Here is a 16,357-nt window from a genome sequence, read left to right as displayed (position 1 = left end):
GCCCCCGGCCTCTGTCGCGGGTGCGGGTTGGGGTCGACGGAATGACTCTGGGTAGGCACAGACCATCACAGAGTCGGGAGTACGCATGTTCCGTACAGTCGTCCGCGCCGTGACCGGGGCACTCGCCCTCACTGCCGCAACGGCGGTGATACCCCTCGCGTCCCCTGCCCCGGCGGTCGCGGACAGCATCATCATCGGCGGCCGGCCCGCCCATGTGAAGGACAGTCCGTGGGTGGTGGCACTCGCCAGCCGTGACCGGTTCGGAGGTACCCGTGCCGGTCAGTTCTGCGGCGGCGTCCTCGTCGAGCCGAAGAAGGTGCTGACGGCGGCCCACTGCCTGAGCCGTGAGGCGCTGGGCGGCGATGTCGCACAGGTCCCCGATCTGCGGGTCATTGCGGGCCGGGACGAACTGAACGGTACGGGCGGCAAGGAGATCGCCGTGAGCGGGACCTGGGTCAACCCGGGGTTCGACGCCTCCACGAACAGCGGGGACGTCGCCGTGCTCACGCTCGCCGAGGCGCTGCCCGAGCAGAACGTGATCCGGCCGGCGAAGGCCGGCGACCCCGCGTACGCGTCCGGGACGGCGGCCGTCGTCTACGGATGGGGTGACACGACCGGCAACGGTGACTACGCGTCGTCGCTGCGCTCCGCCGACGTGACCGTGCTGCCGGACAGTTCCTGCGAGCGGGCCTATCCCGGCGGCAGGACGGGCACGTACGAGGCCTCGTCGATGCTCTGCGCCGGCGAACCCCAGGGCGGGTACGACGCCTGCCAGGGGGACAGCGGAGGCCCTCTGGTGGCCCAGGGGCGGCTCGTGGGGCTGGTGTCGTGGGGGAACGGCTGCGGTCGGGCGGGCAGCCCGGGGGTCTACACCCGGATCTCCGCCGCCCTCGAGTGGATGAAGGGTGCCGCCTGACGGCGGCGGCCCCGCGCATACGAGAACGGGCGGCTCCCCTTGAAGGGGAGCCGCCCGTCGGCCGGTAAGGAACCGGTCCCTGGCTCGTCGTGGATGCGAGGTGTCAGTGTTCCTCTTCGGCGGCTTGGGCCTGGACGGCCGTCAGCCGGTCGGTCTCATCCTGTATTTCCGCGGCGATCTTCTTGAGTTCCGGCTCGAACTTGCGACCGTGGTGGGCGCAGAAGAGCAGTTCACCGCCGCTGATCAGGACGACGCGCAGGTATGCCTGGGCGCCGCAACGGTCACAGCGGTCTGCTGCGGTCAGCGGGCTCGCGGGGGTCAGAACAGTAGTCACGTCGCCTCTTCTCTAGCTCGACGAGCTGTCGTACCAGGGTCAACATCCAACCAGGCCGAAAACGTTCCCGCTCGTGGCATTTCTTCGAAACTTCTTCTCAGGATGGCTGTCTGTTGCCGGTTCGCGGCGAATGTGCCGTATTGCGTAGCGCTACGGTTTCGCGTTGCTGGGGTGGGTCGGTCCCGCCGGCTGGCGTGCCGGTTTGTTCATGAGGACGTGCCCGGAGCCTAAATGGTTCATGCCTGGAAGGGAACGTGATGTGCACGTCACTCCAAGGAGGGATCGAACGTGTATGCGAGGCTGGACTACTGTGAGGGTTCTCCGAGGGTGGCGTTGCAACCGCTCTACCAGGCCTCGGTACCCTCTCAGCGGCGACCGAAGCCGAGCCCGTTACCCACTGGGCCCCATTTGAAATTCAGCGAGGAGCGAACCGCGTGACCGCCGATACGTCCGTGCCGTCCACTGCGCTGCTGACCGGAGCAGACCGAGACGGTTCCAACTACACCGCGCGGCATCTGCTCGTACTCGAGGGGCTCGAAGCGGTTCGCAAGCGCCCCGGCATGTACATCGGGTCCACGGACAGCCGCGGCCTCATGCACTGCCTCTGGGAGATCATCGACAACTCGGTCGACGAGGCCCTCGGCGGGTACTGCGACCACATCGAGGTCATCCTCCACGACGACAACTCCGTCGAGGTCCGGGACAACGGGCGGGGCATCCCGATCGACGTGGAGCCCAAGACCGGTCTCTCCGGCGTCGAGGTCGTCATGACCAAGCTGCACGCGGGCGGCAAGTTCGGTGGCGGCTCCTACGCCGCCTCCGGCGGTCTGCACGGCGTCGGCGCCTCCGTCGTCAACGCCCTCTCCGCCCGTCTCGACGTCGAGGTCGACCGCAACAGCGCGGTCCACTCGATCAGCTTCCGGCGCGGTGTCCCCGGCATCTTCACCGAGCAGGGGCCCGACAGCCCCTTCGACCCGGCCAACGGTCTGCGCAAGGGCAAGCGGGTGCCGAAGACCCGCACCGGCACCCGCGTCCGCTACTGGGCCGACCGCCAGATCTTCCTCAAGGACGCCAAGCTCAACCTGGAGACGCTCCACCAGCGGGCCCGCCAGACGGCCTTCCTCGTCCCCGGCCTGACCATCGTCGTGCGCGACGAGCGCGGCCTGGACGGCGAGGGCAAGACCGAGGAGACCTTCCGCTTCGACGGGGGCATCAGCGAGTTCTGCGAGTACCTCGCCCAGGACAAGGCCGTCTGCGACGTCCTGCGCCTGACCGGGCAGGGCACGTTCAAGGAGACCGTGCCGGTCCTCGACGACCGCGGCCACATGACGCCGACCGAGGTCACGCGGGAACTGGCCGTCGACATCGCGATGCGCTGGGGCACCGGCTACGACACCACGGTGAAGTCCTTCGTCAACATCATCGCCACCCCCAAGGGCGGCACGCACGTCACCGGCTTCGAGCGCTCCGTGACCAAGACCGTCAACGAGGTGCTGCGCTCCGCGAAGCTCCTCCGGGTCGCCGAGGACGACATCGTCAAGGACGACGCCCTCGAAGGTCTCACCGCGGTCGTCACCGTCCGCCTGGCCGAGCCGCAGTTCGAGGGCCAGACGAAGGAGGTCCTCGGCACCTCGGCGGCCAACCGGATCGTCGCCAATGTCGTGGCCAAGGAGCTCAAGGCGTTCCTGACCTCCACCAAGCGGGACGCCAAGGCGCAGGCCAGGGCTGTTCTCGACAAGGCCGTGGCGGCGGCACGCACCCGCATCGCCGCCCGGCAGCACAAGGACGCCCAGCGCCGCAAGACGGCCCTGGAGTCCTCCTCGCTGCCCGCGAAGCTGGCCGACTGCCGCAGCGACGACGTCGAGCGCAGCGAGCTGTTCATCGTCGAGGGCGACTCCGCGCTCGGCACCGCCAAGCTCGCGCGGAACAGTGAGTTCCAGGCTCTGCTGCCGATCCGGGGCAAGATCCTCAACGTTCAGAAGGCATCCGTCTCCGACATGCTGAAGAACGCCGAGTGCGGGGCGATCATCCAGGTCATAGGAGCCGGATCCGGCCGGACCTTCGACATCGACGCGGCGCGCTACGGAAAGATCGTGCTGCTGGTCGACGCCGATGTCGACGGCGCCCACATCCGCATCCTGCTGCTGACCCTGTTCCAGCGGTACATGCGGCCGATGGTCGAGGCGGGCCGGGTCTTCGCCGCGGTGCCCCCGCTGCACCGGATCGAGCTGGTCCAGCCGAAGAAGGGCCAGGACAAGTACATCTACACGTACTCGGACAACGAGCTGCGCCAGCGACTGCTGGAGCTCCAGCGGAAGAACGTCCGGTACAAGGACTCGATCCAGCGCTACAAGGGCCTGGGCGAGATGGACGCCGACCAGCTGGCCGAGACGACGATGGACCCGCGCCACCGCACCCTGCGGCGCATCAACATCGGCGATCTCGAATCGTCCGAGAAGGTCTTCGATCTGCTGATGGGCAACGAGGTGGCGCCCCGCAAGGAGTTCATCACCAGCTCCGCGGCCACGCTGGACCGTTCGCGCATCGACGTCTGAGACACCGCGGGGGCGGTCCGGGCGCTTCGCCGTCCGGCTCGGCCCCGGGCAGGCGCCCAGCCGGTCCGGACCGGCACCAGGAGCCGTTGTCTCCACCCACGGGTGGAGACAACGGCTCCACCCGTGATCCACCCGTGGGCCGATCACGCGGCCGGCGACTTTCCGTAGCGTCGAAGTCACCGAACTTCCTCGCAATCCGGAGGCGCCCATGTCCGGGCTCGTCAACGCCGTGGTGATCGTCGCGGTGGTGGCCGTCGTCGTGGTCCGCCGGTTCTCCGCCCGGCCGCTCTCCGGCGACCGGCGCCGATGGGTCCTGCCGGGCGTGCTGCTCGTGCTGGCGCTGCGCGAGCCGGACCTCCTCGACGTGCACCACGAGGCATCGGCTGTCGCCGTCCTCGGCGCGGAGCTGGCCGTGGGCTCGGTCACGGGCGCCGGCTGGGCGTGGACCACGCGCGTCTGGCGGGCCCAGGACGGAACGCTGTGGAGCAGGGGCACCAGAGCGACCGTCTACGTCTGGGCGGGCGGCCTGGTCCTCCGTGCGGCTCTGTACGGGCTTGCGGCGGCACTGGGCATACATCAGGGCGGTCCCGCCCTGATGGCGGCTCTCGCGGTCACCCTGCTGGTGCGAGAGGGCCTTCTGACCCGACGGGCCGCCCCCGAGGAGCCGTACGGTGTCTCTGCCGGGGGCACTTCGCCCCGGCAGCCGGTGGGGAAGGACCGCCTGTGACATCCGCTGCCTGGACGGGCTGGCCGTCGAGAGAGGCCCTCGCCCGCGAGTCGCGTACCCGCTCCCGGACCGTGATCGGCTGGGTGGTGAGGCTGGGGCTGCTCGTCCTGATGCTCTGGGGGACCTTCACGGGCGGCCGGTTCGGCCCCTTCGAGATCCTCGTCGGCCTGGTCGGGGTGGCCGGGTGCGCGGCTGTCGCCGTGGCGTTCTTCCGGACCAGTCTGGAGCACCGCCTGTGGCCCTCGCTGGGCCTGCTGGCCCTCCTCATGCTCGCCGCTCTCGGGGCGCAGCAGGCGGGGGCCGGGGTGCCGGCGACCGTGCTCTGGTGCGCCTGTGCGGTCACCGCCCTGGAACGGCTGCCGTTCGCGGCGGGGCTGCCCGCCACCGCGGTGGCGCTGGGGGCCTACGCCGTGGTCAACACCGATGACTGGCCGTCCACCGCGGCCACCACCGTCGGGCTCTGCCTCGCGGGCTACGTGCTGCGCCTGGACGCCGAGGCGCGGGGGGCCGCGCAGCGGCTCCTGGCCCAGGAGCGGGCGGCGCTCGCGGCGGAGGCCCGGACGGCCGCGCTGGACGAGCGGTCGAGGATCGCCCGGGAGATCCACGATGTGCTCGCGCACAGCCTCTCCGCCCAGCTCGTGCACCTGGAGGCGGCGCGGCTGCTGATCGAGAGGGAACCGGCGGGGGAGTTCCGGGACCTGGTTCTGGAGCGGGTGGTCGCGGCCCGTTCCATGGCCCGGGAAGGGCTCGCGGAGACCCGTCAGGCGCTCTCCGCGCTGCGCGGGGAGGTGTCGCCCGTGGAGGACTTCCTGCGGCAGCTGGTGGCCGCGGAGCCGGTCGAGGTCCGGGTGGAGGGGGAGCCGCGCACGCTGACGGCCGAGGCCTCGCAGGCGGTCAGACGCGTGGCGCAGGAGGCGATGACCAACGTACGCAAGCACGCCCCCGGCGCCAGGGTCGTGATCAGACTGGAGTACCGGCCCGACACGGTCGCCCTGGAGGTCTGCGACGAGGGCGGGGGAGGCACGGCGGGAGAGCTGGCTGTCAGTGGCTCCGGCTACGGTCTGCTGGGGATGCGGGAGCGTGCCGAACTGCTGGGCGGGACGCTGGACGCGGGACCCGGCGAGGAGGGGTTCGTGGTGAGTCTGCGGGTGCCCGCGTGAGTGCGCGGGTGGTGGTCGCCGACGATCAGTCGGTGGTCCGTGAGGGCATTGTCATGCTGCTGGGCCTGCTGCCCGGGATCGAGGTGGTCGGATCGGCGAAGGACGGGGACGAGGCGGTGGCCCTCGTCGCCGAGCACGCGCCGGACGTGGTGCTGATGGACCTGCGGATGCCCCGTTGCGACGGGGTGGAGGCGACGCGGCGGATCCGCGCGGAGTTCCCCGGGACGCAGGTGGTGGTGCTCACGACGTTCGCGGACGACGACTCGCTCTTCCCTGCGCTCAGGGCGGGGGCCCGCGGCTATCTGACCAAGGACGCCGGGGGAGACGAGATCGTCCGGGCCATCGAGGCGGTGGTCTCGGGGGAGGTGGGGCTCTCGCCCACCATTCAGCGACGGCTGCTGGAGCAGGTCACCGCGGAGCCCCTGCCCGTCGAGCGCGGCGGGGATCCGGAGCCGCCGGACGGGATGACGCCGCGTGAGGCCGAGGTGCTGGCGCTGATCGCCGAGGGCCTGTCCAACGCGGAGATCGCCCGGAGCCTCCACATCTCGCAGGCGACGGTGAAGAGCCACATCAACAACCTGTTCGCGAAGGCAGGGCTGCGGGACCGGGCCCAGGCCGTGCGGTACGCGTATGTTCGAGGGCTCGCACGGCCACCCGGAAGATCCTTCACCTGAAGAGGTGAAGTCCGGGGAATGACGTGCCCGAGATCTTCCCGATCTGCCCATTCTTGGGTACGCGGCCGAAGTGGTCCGTGGATCAGGGGAGTTGTTCGGTGGACAAGGAAGCAGGGCGCGAGGCCGCGGGGACGCGCCTCGACGACCCGTGGTACGACGCGACGGCCTCCGGATGGGGGGAGCCGGAGGGAGCGGGAGACGCCGAGCCCGCCCGGGTGCCCTCGCCCGCCGCCCCGCGGCGCACCCCCAGCGCGGCGGAGATCTATCTGGAGGTGCAGCGCAGCGAGGCCTTCCAGGAGGTGCGCCGGCGGTACCGGCGGTTCGTGGTTCCCGCCACTCTCGCCTTCCTCGTCTGGTATCTGGCCTATGTCGTCACGGCGGTGACCGCGCCGGGACTGATGGACCGGCCGGTCGCCGGAGCGGTCAATGTGGCGATGGTCGTCGGGCTCGGACAGTTCCTGACCACGTTCCTGCTCACGGGGGCGTACGCGCGGCACGCGCGGCTGCGCAGGGACCGGGCGGCGCTCGATCTGCGCTGGGACACCCAGGAGATGACGCGGGGGATCGGGCGTTGAGCGGGAACCACCAGACCCTGGCGCTGCTGCTGTTCAGCGCATTCATCGCGGTGACCCTCGGCATCACCACCTGGGTGAGCCGCAGCCGCCACGGCTCGGCGGAGGAGTTCTACGCGGGCGGCCGGCTGTTCTCCCCGATGGAGAACGGTTTCGCCATCGCCGGCGACTACATGTCGGCCGCTTCGTTCCTCGGGATCTCCGGGCTGATCGCGCTCTTCGGGTACGACGGGATGCTCTACTCGGTCGGATTCCTCGTCGCCTGGCTGGTCGTGCTCCTGCTCGTGGCCGAACTCGTGCGCAACTGCGGGCGGTTCACGCTCGCCGACGTGGTGGCGGCGCGGATGACCGAGCGGCCGGTGCGCATCGCCGCCGGTACCTCGTCGGTCACCGTCTCCGTGCTCTACCTGGTGGCGCAGATGGTGGGCGCGGGGAGCCTCGTGGCGCTGCTCATGGGCGGTACGAGCGGCGCCGCACGGTCGTGGACGGTCATCGGCGTGGGGGCGCTGATGGTGGTCTACGTGTCCCTCGGCGGGATGCGCGCCACCACCTGGATCCAGATCGTCAAGGCCGTCCTGCTGATGGCGGGCACCGTGGTGCTCACGGTGCTGGTCCTGGTGCACTTCCACGGCAACATCAACGAACTGCTGAACTCGGCGGCCGACAGCAGCGGATACGGGAAGGACTTCCTCGCGCCGGGTCTGCGGTACGGCGGGAGCTGGACGGCCCGCTTCGACTTCATCAGCCTCGGGCTGGCGCTGGTGCTCGGTACGGCGGGGCTGCCGCACATCCTGTCGCGCTTCTACACGGTTCCCACCGCGCGGGCCGCGCGCCGTTCGGTCGTATGGTCCATCGGCCTCATCGGCAGCTTCTATCTGATGACGATCGTGCTCGGCTTCGGGGCGGCGGCCCTGGTGGGTACGGCGAACGTGCGGGAGTCCAACGCCGCGGGGAACACGGCCGTTCCGCTGCTCGCCCTGGTGCTCGGCGGCGGTGAGGGATCGACCGGCGGGACCATCCTGTTCGCCGTGGTCGCGGCCGTGGCCTTCGCGACGATCCTTGCCGTCGTCGCCGGGATCACCCTCGCCTCCTCCGCCTCCGTCGCCCACGACCTCTACGCCTCGCTGCGGCGGCCCGGTTCCCGGCAGTACAGCGAGGTCGCGGTCGCCCGGATCGCCGCCGCCGGGATCGGGGTGGCCGCCATCGGTCTGGGGCTCGTCGCGCAGAACCTGAACGTCGCGTTCCTGGTCGGCCTGGCCTTCGCCGTCGCGGCCTCGGCCAATCTGCCGGTGCTGCTCTTCTCGCTGTTCTGGCGGAAGTTCACCACGCGGGGTGCGGTCTGGTCGGTGTACGGCGGCCTGATCCCCGCCGTGGTGCTGGTGCTGGTCTCGCCGGTCGTCTCCGGCAGCCCCACCGCGCTCTTCCCCGGAGTGGACTTCCAGCTCTTCCCGTTGGAGAACCCCGGTCTGGTCTCGATCCCGCTGGGCTTCCTGGCCGGCTGGATCGGTACCGTCACCTCGGACGAACCGCCCAACGAGGCCAGGCACGCGGAGACCGAGGTGCGGGCGCTCACCGGCGCCGGGGCGGTGTGACCGCGTCGGCGTCGGAGCCTGCCGTCGCGCGGGGTGCGGCCGAGGGGTGCCGCGGGGAGGCCGGTGGCGAGTACGGTGACCGCGAGAGAGCGTCACCGGCCGGGCGACGGAGTTCGAGGACGCGCTCGGAGGTCCGGAGGGTGCGGTGCTCCGGCAGGGCAGGACAGGGCGTACGGCAGGGGAACGGCGGAACGCATTCCGATGCGTTCCGAGAATCGTCTTGTTTCCCACTCCACGCAATCTTCTTGCGCTTCTTGCGCTAATCTTGCGTTCATGACGCGACGACTTGCTCAGGTTGCCCAGAAGGTTGGAGTCAGCGAGGCCACGGTCAGCCGGGTGCTCAACGGCAAGCCAGGGGTGTCCGACGCCACGCGACAGGCCGTCCTGTCCGCGCTGGACGTTCTCGGCTACGAGCGCCCGACCCAGCTGCGAGGGGAGCGGGCCCGGCTGGTCGGCCTCGTCCTGCCCGAACTGCAGAACCCGATCTTCCCCGCCTTCGCCGAAGTGGTCGGCGGCGCGCTCGCGCAGCAGGGGCTGACCCCCGTCCTGTGCACCCAGACCAAGGGCGGCGTCTCCGAGGCGGACTACGTCGAACTGCTCCTCCAGCAGCAGGTGTCGGGCGTGGTCTTCGCCGGTGGTCTGTACGCCCAGGCCGACGCCCCGCACGACCACTACAAGGTGCTCGCCGACCGCAAGATCCCCGTCGTCCTGATCAACGCGGCCATTGCCCACCTCGGCTTCCCCTGTGTCTCCTGCGACGACTCCGTCGCCATCGAGCAGGCCTGGCGCCATCTCGTCTCGCTGGGCCACGAGCGCATCGGCCTGGTGCTCGGCCCCTCCGACCACATGCCCTCGCAGCGCAAGCTGGCCGCCGCCCGGGTGCTCGCCGAGGAGTCCGGGCGGTCGGTGCCGGACGCCTGGGTGGCCAGGGCCATGTTCTCGCTGGAGGGCGGGCAGGCGGCCGCCGCCCGGCTGATGGACGACGGCGTCACCGGAATCATCTGCGCCAGCGACCCGCTGGCCCTCGGCGCCGTGCGCGCGGCCCGCCGGCGGGGCCTCTCGGTGCCCGCCGACGTCTCCGTCGTGGGCTACGACGACTCGGCGTTCATGAACTGCACCGAGCCGCCGCTCACCACCGTCCGCCAGCCCATCGAGGCCATGGGCCGGGCGGCCGTCGAACTGCTCTCCGTCCAGATCGGGGGCCGCAAGGTGCCCTCCGACGAACTGCTCTTCGAGCCCGAACTGGTGGTCCGGGGTTCGACGGCCCAGCCCCCGCGCAACACTTCCCGCTGACCGTTGCTTATTTGCGTCAACGACGCCGTCTATTGCGGAGATGTTTCCGTCCGGTCCGGACCTGCGCTCCCTGGGCCGTCCGCGGAGGGGAGCGGCTGGGGCGGGCGCGGGCCGGTGTACTGCCCGCTCGGCCGCATCCGCAGCGGATGCTCCCCGTACTCCTCCAGGGCATGGGCGATCCAGCCCGCGGTGCGGGCCACGGCGAACACCGTCTCGCCCGCCTCGGCGGCCATGCCCGAGGAGACCGAGAGCACGGCCAGCGCCAGGTCGACATTGGCGTGCAGGGGCATGTGGCGGGTCGCCGTGGTGACCACGTCCCGGGCGGCGTCGAGGGCCAGCGCGGCCTCGGGGACCCGTTCGAGCAGGCGGAACAGGGTGCCGGCCCGAGGGTCCTCACCGGCGTAGAGCCGGTGCCCCAGACCGGGCACCCGCCGCCCCGTCCGCAGATGGTCCGCGACCACCGGGGCCGCGCCGCCCCGTTCCAGCGCCTCGGCCAGCATGCGGTGGGCCAGTCCGCTCGCCGCGCCGTGGAGGGGGCCTTCCAGGACTCCGAGCCCCGCCGAGACCACCGCGTACGGATGGGCGCGGGCCGAGGCCGCGACCCGGGCGGCCAGGGTGGACGCCGCCAGATCGTGGTCGATCAGCAGCCCGAGCGCGGTGTCCAGGACGGCGAGTGACGCCTCGTCGGCCGGACGGCGGGTCAGTTTCGGCCACAGTTCCCGGGCCAGCCCCGGTGGAACGCCGTCCGCGTCCGCAGTCGGGGCCTCCTCCCCGAGCGCGGGCAGCGCGGCGACCAGGGTCGGGATCAGGCTCCTGGCCCCGCCCAGCACCGCTTCGCGCGACAGGTCGAACCGCAGCGGATCCGTGGTGGCCGCCGCCACCACGGCCACCCTCAGCCGGTCCGTGGAGCCGCTGTGCGGGGGCAGTGCGGCGACCGCCCGGCGGGCCGCGGCGCGTGCGTCGGCCGGTGCCGTGAACCGGATTCCCGGCCGCAGCGTTCCGGTCCAGAGCCACTCGGCGATCTCCTCGTACGCGTGGTTCCGGGCCAGCTCCGTCGCGTCCACGCCCCGGAAGTAGTACGCGTCGCGCTCGATGAGGGTGATGCCGGTGGGGAAGGCGGGCTCCCCGGAAGGGGCCGCGTGCTCCCTGCGCCCCGTCCGTCGGGCGAGCGCCTCCACCTCCCTCGCGTCGAACGTGCTCCCGCGCCCGCCCGGCGCGCGGTTGCTGCTGAGCTGACCCCGGCTCACGTACGCGTACACCGTCTCGGGCTTCACGCCCAGGCGTTCGGCCGTCTCGCGCGTGGTGAGTCTGCGCAGGCCGGGCCCGTCCTGCCCGGCCGCCGAAGAGGCCGCCCCTGATTGATCCGTCATGCCGCCCACCGTATCCATATTGATTCAATCAACATTGACAGATCTCCAGTCAAGCATGGACAGTCGAATCAATGTCAACAGGCGTCGCAGGATCTTTCCGCCGGACTCTCCCGGTGCGGTCCGCGCGACGACGGCACCCCTGGAGGAAGCAATGACGACCACCACCGCCCCCGCGCCGCTCGAAGCCCCCAGGGGCCTCGCCGGTGTCGTCGTCACCGACACCGCACTCGGCGATGTCCGGGGCCGCGAGGGCTTCTACCACTACCGGCAGTACTCGGCGATCGAACTCGCGCAGACCCGGAGCTTCGAGGACGTCTGGTACCTGATGACCGAGGGCGAACTGCCCGGACCGGAGGCCCGTGCCGGCTTCGCCGCCCGTACCGCCGCGCTGCGCCGGCTGCCCTCCGGGGTGCGCGACGCCCTGCCGGCCATAGCGCGGGCGAGCGCCGAATCCGGCCCCCTCTCCGGGCTGCGCACGGCCCTCTCCCTGCTCGGCGCCTCGGCCGGCTTCCGGCCCGTGTACGACATCGACGCGGACCGCCGGCGCGACGACGCGCTCGCCGCCTGCGCCGCCGTCCCCACGGTGCTGACCGCCCTGTACCGCCTGGGCCGGGGCCTGGACCCCGTCGAGCCGCGCGACGACCTGCCGTACGCGGCCAACTACCTCTACATGCTCACCGGAGAGGTCCCGGACGCCGCCCGGGTACGGGCCGTCGAGCAGTACCTGATCTCCACCGTCGACCACGGCTTCAACGCCTCGACGTTCACCGCACGGGTCGTCGCCTCCACCGGAGCTGACCTCGCGGCCTGCCTGGTCGCGGCCGTGGGCGCGCTCTCCGGGCCGCTGCACGGCGGAGCGCCCAGCCGCGCCCTCGACACCCTGGACGCGATCGGCACCCCCGACCGCATCGACGGCTGGATCCGCGAGCGGGTGCTCGCCGGCGACCGGATCATGGGCTTCGGGCACCCCGTCTACCGCACCGAGGACCCCCGCTCCCGCATGCTGCGCTCCCTCGCCCAGGACTTCGGCGGCCCGCTGGTCGACTTCGCCGTCGAGGTGGAACGGCAGGTCGAGGCGATCCTCGCCGAGCTGAAGCCCGGCCGCGAACTGCACACCAACGTCGAGTTCTACGCCGGCGTCGTCATGGAGCTGTGCGGGCTGCCGCGCGAGATGTTCACCCCGACCTTCTGCGCGGCGCGGGTCGTCGGCTGGAGCGCCAATATCCTGGAGCAGGCGGAGGACACCAAGATCATCCGCCCGGCGGCCCGTTACGTCGGCCCGCCCCCGCCGCAGACGGTCCCGACCGTCTGACCCTCAGGAAAGGCCCCGTCGAACGTGTCGTCCCCCTCCCGCAGCCGGCAGATCCCCGTCATCGTCCTCGCGGGATTCCTGGGATCGGGCAAGACGACCCTGCTCAACCACCTCCTGCACCACCGCGCGGGCAACCGCATCGGCGTCGTCGTCAATGATTTCGGCACCATCGAGATCGACGCCATGACGGTGTCCGGACAGGTCGGTTCGACGGTCTCGCTCGGCGGCGGCTGCCTGTGCTGCGCGGTCGACGCGAGCGAACTGGACACCTATCTGGAGACCCTGACCCGCCCCGCCGCCCGCCTCGATGTGATCGTCATCGAGGCGAGCGGGCTGGCGGAACCCCAGGAACTCGTCCGGATGATCCTGGCCAGCGACAACCCGCACATCCTGTACGGAGGACTGGTCGAGGTCGTGGACGCCGCCGAGTTCTCCGCCACCCGGGAGCGGCACCCCGAGATCGACCGCCATCTCGCCGTCGCCGACCTCGTCGTGCTGAACAAGACGGACCGCGCCGACGAGGCCGAACAGGCCCGGGTGCGCGAGGCCGTCGCGGCGAGCGGCAGCACCGCGGCCGTCGTCCCCGCCGTCCACGGAAGGATCGACCCGGAACTGCTCTTCGACCCGGCGCTGCGCCCCGACGTCGAGGAGAGGGCCCGGCAGCTCACGTTCGAGGACCTGTACCTGGAACAGCGGGCCGAGGAGACCGGCGAGGCGCACGGCGACCATCTGCACACGGCGTACGAGAGCGTCGACTTCACCGCCGACGTCCCCATGGACCCGCGTGCGCTGATGGAGTTCCTGGACTCCCGGCCCGAGGGCCTCTACCGCATCAAGGGACATGCCGACTTCGGCGACGGCGACCGGGACAACGCCTACGGGGTGCACGCCGTGGGCCGGTTCCTGCGCTTCGCCCCGCGTCCCTGGGCCCGCGACGAACCCCGGCTCACCCGTCTCGTCCTGATCGGCTCCGGCATCGACGCGTCCGCCCTGCGCAAGGAACTGGAGAGCTGCCGGGCGGCGGGGGAGGCCGGCCCGGAAACGACGCGGGACGCCGCACACGAGCGAGCCATGTGGGGCGTTCTGCGCTACGTGCAGCAGCCCGGCGACGACGACGCCTGACGCGCCACCGCCGCCGGGCCGGGGACTACACGGGACCGGCGACCACCGCGACCGGGGCCGCCAGCGGCGTCCCCGACCCGTCGCGGCGCGGGTCCGGCTCGGGCAGCTCGGACGGCGCGCCGTTCTTCTGCGCGGCGCGCGCCGGCGCGGCACCCGCCCAGGCGAACACCAGCACGTCCTCGCCCTTCAGGAACCGCTGGCAGCGCACGCCACCGGTCGCCCGGCCCTTGCGCGGGTACTGGTCGAACGGGGTGAGCTTGCAGGTCAGCACCGAATCGTCCAGCGTGCCGTGCGATCCGGCGACCGTGAACACCATCGCGTCCGCCGCCGGGTCCACCGCGGAGAAGGACAGCACCTCGGCGTCGGCCGCGAGCTTGACGCCCGCCATGCCGCCGGCCGGACGGCCCTGCGGACGGACCTGCGCCGCCGGATACCGCAGCAGCTGCGCGTCCGAGGTGACGAAGACCAGGTCCTCCTCGCCCGTCCGCAGCTCGGCCGCGCCGACGACGCGGTCGCCGTCCTTGAGGGCGATGACCTCCAGCTCGTCCTTGTTGGCCGGGTAATCGGGCACGACGCGCTTCACGACGCCCTGGAGCGTGCCGATCGCCAGCCCCGGGGACGACTCGTCGAGCGTGGTCAGGCAGACGACCTCCTCGTCAGCCTCCAGCGTGAGGAACTCCGAGACCATCGCCCCGCCGGAGAGGACGGGCGCCGCGTGCGTGCCGGGCAGCTGCGGCAGATCGATGACCGCCAGGCGCAGCAGCCGCCCGGTGGTCGTCACCACCCCGACGTCGCCGCGCGCCGTGGCCGGGACGGCCGACACGATCACATCGTGCTTGGCCCGCTTGGCGTCCTCGGCGAACACGATCGGGTCGTCGTTGGCGGTGCGCGCCAGCAGACCCGTCGACGACAGCAGCACCCGGCAGGGGTCGTCCGCGACCTCCAGCGGTACCGAGGCGACCGGCGCGCCGGCCGACTCCAGCAGCACCGTGCGCCGGTCGGTGCCGAACTTCTTCGCGACCGCCGCCAGTTCCGAGGAGACCAGCTTGCGCAGCTCGGAGTCCGACTCCAGGATCGCGGTCAGCTCCTCGATCTCCGTGTTGAGCCGGTCCCGCTCGCTCTCCAGCTCGATCCGGTCGAAACGGGTCAGCCGGCGCAGCGGGGTGTCCAGGATGTACTGGGTCTGGATCTCGCTCAGCGAGAAGCGCTCGATGAGCCGCTCCTTCGCCTGGGCCGAGTTGTCACTGGAACGGATGAGGCGGATGACCTCGTCGATGTCGAGCAGCGCGACGAGCAGGCCCTCGACCAGGTGCAGCCGGTCGCGGCGCTTGCCCCGGCGGAACTCGCTGCGCCGGCGCACCACGTCGAAGCGGTGGTCGAGATAGACCTCCAGGAGCTCCTTGAGGCCGAGCGTGAGCGGCTGTCCGTCGACCAGCGCCACGTTGTTGATGCCGAAGGACTCCTCCATCGGCGTCAGCTTGTAGAGCTGTTCGAGGACGGCCTCGGGCACGAAGCCGTTCTTGATCTCGATGACCAGACGCAGACCGTGCGCGCGGTCGGTGAGGTCCTTGACGTCGGCGATGCCCTGGAGCTTCTTCGCCGCGACCAGGTCCTTGATCTTGCTGATCACCTTCTCCGGGCCGACGGTGAAGGGCAGTTCGGTGACGACCAGGCCCTTGCGGCGGGGGGTGACGTTCTCCACGGAGGCGGTGGCACGGATCTTGAACGTGCCGCGGCCCGAGGCGTACGCGTCCTTGATGCCGCCCAGGCCCACGATCCGGCCGCCGGTGGGCAGGTCGGGCCCGGGGACGAACCGCATCAGGGTCTCCAGGTCGGCGCCCGGGTGCCTGATCAGGTGCCGGGCGGCCGCGACGACCTCGCCCAGATTGTGCGGCGGCATATTGGTCGCCATGCCGACCGCGATCCCGGTCGTGCCGTTGACCAGCAGGTTCGGATACGCGGCCGGGAGGACGACCGGCTCCTGCTCCTGCCCGTCGTAGTTCGACTGGAAGGCGACGGTCTCCTCGTCGATCGACTCCGTCATCAACGAGGTCGCGTCGGCCATCCGGCATTCCGTGTACCGCATGGCGGCGGGCGGGTCGTCGTTGCCCAGCGAGCCGAAGTTGCCGTGGCCGTCGACCAGCGGGAGCCGCATGGAGAAGGGCTGCGCCATGCGCACCAGCGCGTCGTAGATCGACGCGTCGCCGTGCGGGTGCAGCTTGCCCATGACCTCGCCGACCACCCGGGCGCACTTCACGAACCCGCGCTCGGGGCGCAGGCCCATCTCGTTCATCTGGTAGACGATGCGGCGGTGGACCGGCTTCAGACCGTCGCGGGCATCCGGCAGGGCCCGGGAGTAGATCACCGAGTACGCGTACTCCAGGAAGGAGCCCTGCATTTCGTCGACGACGTCGATGTCGAGGATCTTCTCCTCGAAGTCGTCCGGCGGCGGGGTCTTCGTGCTGCGGCGGGCCATCGCTGCTGCGACTCCTTCACGGATTCTGATCGGGCAACCTCAGGTTCCCTCGGGTTTCCTCAGGTTCTGACGCGCACCATTGTGGACCGCCCCACTGACAACGTGGACCTCGACCCGTCCCAAAGCACGTTCTCCGTCCGCCCCGAGGCGGTGGTGACCCTCTTTCCCGCGAACTTTCGCGGTACGGGAACTTCGCCAGGTGTCGGTGCGCTTGCTTACAGTGGCAGGTCTCGCAGTAAAACCAGTATCGCGAT

At 71.0% G+C, this 16,357-nt stretch carries 13 protein-coding genes; 10 read left to right on the top strand and 3 right to left on the bottom strand.

Annotated elements, in window-relative coordinates:
- Window positions 1-85: 85 nt before the first annotated feature.
- A complete protein-coding gene (locus ACZ4FH_RS26705; RefSeq protein WP_467307949.1) occupies window positions 86-916 on the top strand; it encodes a S1 family peptidase in 831 nt (276 codons plus the stop codon).
- A gap of 103 nt (window positions 917-1,019) precedes the next feature.
- Here the strand turns inward: ACZ4FH_RS26705 and ACZ4FH_RS26700 are convergent, their stop codons facing one another.
- Window positions 1,020-1,250, bottom strand: a complete 231-nt coding sequence (locus ACZ4FH_RS26700) for a DUF7455 domain-containing protein (RefSeq protein ID WP_018105354.1) — start codon at window positions 1,248-1,250, stop codon at window positions 1,020-1,022.
- Between the two features lie 434 nt (window positions 1,251-1,684).
- Here ACZ4FH_RS26700 and ACZ4FH_RS26695 point away from each other — a divergent pair, with 434 nt between their 5' ends.
- The 7 genes from ACZ4FH_RS26695 to ACZ4FH_RS26665 all read left to right on the top strand — a co-directional run bounded on the left by ACZ4FH_RS26695 (window position 1,685) and on the right by ACZ4FH_RS26665 (window position 9,823).
- Window positions 1,685-3,805, top strand: a complete 2,121-nt coding sequence (locus ACZ4FH_RS26695; RefSeq protein ID WP_467307948.1) for a DNA gyrase/topoisomerase IV subunit B — start codon at window positions 1,685-1,687, stop codon at window positions 3,803-3,805.
- Between the two features lie 208 nt (window positions 3,806-4,013).
- Window positions 4,014-4,532: a DUF1453 domain-containing protein gene (locus ACZ4FH_RS26690; protein ID WP_467307946.1), complete on the top strand. Its 519-nt coding sequence runs from the start codon at window positions 4,014-4,016 to the stop codon at window positions 4,530-4,532.
- Complete coding sequence (locus ACZ4FH_RS26685; RefSeq protein WP_467307945.1) at window positions 4,529-5,692, top strand: sensor histidine kinase; 1,164 nt, start codon at window positions 4,529-4,531, stop codon at window positions 5,690-5,692. The genes ACZ4FH_RS26690 and ACZ4FH_RS26685 overlap by 4 nt, the downstream gene beginning before the upstream one ends.
- On the top strand, window positions 5,689-6,366 hold the full coding sequence (locus ACZ4FH_RS26680) for a response regulator (protein WP_467307943.1): 678 nt from the start codon (window positions 5,689-5,691) through the stop codon (window positions 6,364-6,366). Before ACZ4FH_RS26685 ends, ACZ4FH_RS26680 begins: the two co-directional genes overlap by 4 nt.
- A 98-nt stretch (window positions 6,367-6,464) precedes the next feature.
- Window positions 6,465-6,941, top strand: coding sequence for a DUF485 domain-containing protein (locus ACZ4FH_RS26675; protein ID WP_467307941.1), 477 nt, complete (start codon window positions 6,465-6,467; stop codon window positions 6,939-6,941).
- Window positions 6,938-8,530: a solute symporter family protein gene (locus ACZ4FH_RS26670; protein WP_467307940.1), complete on the top strand. Its 1,593-nt coding sequence runs from the start codon at window positions 6,938-6,940 to the stop codon at window positions 8,528-8,530. Before ACZ4FH_RS26675 ends, ACZ4FH_RS26670 begins: the two co-directional genes overlap by 4 nt.
- Before the next feature lie 273 nt (window positions 8,531-8,803).
- Window positions 8,804-9,823 carry a LacI family DNA-binding transcriptional regulator gene (locus ACZ4FH_RS26665; protein WP_467307938.1) on the top strand — a complete coding sequence of 340 codons (1,020 nt, stop codon included), beginning with the start codon at window positions 8,804-8,806 and terminating at the stop codon, window positions 9,821-9,823.
- 29 nt (window positions 9,824-9,852) lie between these two features.
- Here ACZ4FH_RS26665 and ACZ4FH_RS26660 read toward each other — a convergent pair whose 3' ends face one another.
- A complete protein-coding gene (locus ACZ4FH_RS26660) occupies window positions 9,853-11,193 on the bottom strand; it encodes a citrate/2-methylcitrate synthase (protein ID WP_467307937.1) in 1,341 nt (446 codons plus the stop codon).
- Between the two features lie 151 nt (window positions 11,194-11,344).
- Here ACZ4FH_RS26660 and ACZ4FH_RS26655 point away from each other — a divergent pair, with 151 nt between their 5' ends.
- Entirely contained in the window at window positions 11,345-12,505 is a 1,161-nt protein-coding gene (locus ACZ4FH_RS26655; protein WP_467307935.1) for a citrate synthase/methylcitrate synthase, read from the top strand.
- A 24-nt stretch (window positions 12,506-12,529) separates the two neighbouring features.
- Window positions 12,530-13,627: a CobW family GTP-binding protein gene (locus ACZ4FH_RS26650; protein ID WP_467307934.1), complete on the top strand. Its 1,098-nt coding sequence runs from the start codon at window positions 12,530-12,532 to the stop codon at window positions 13,625-13,627.
- A 25-nt stretch (window positions 13,628-13,652) separates the two neighbouring features.
- Here ACZ4FH_RS26650 and ACZ4FH_RS26645 read toward each other — a convergent pair whose 3' ends face one another.
- Complete coding sequence (locus tag ACZ4FH_RS26645) at window positions 13,653-16,103, bottom strand: DNA gyrase/topoisomerase IV subunit A (protein WP_467307932.1); 2,451 nt, start codon at window positions 16,101-16,103, stop codon at window positions 13,653-13,655.
- Window positions 16,104-16,357 lie beyond the last annotated feature (254 nt).

It is taken from the genome of Streptomyces sp. NPDC024555, assembly GCF_055559335.1.
Note: the sequence above shows the minus strand (reverse complement) of the source record. Positions and strands in the feature narration are given on the sequence as shown.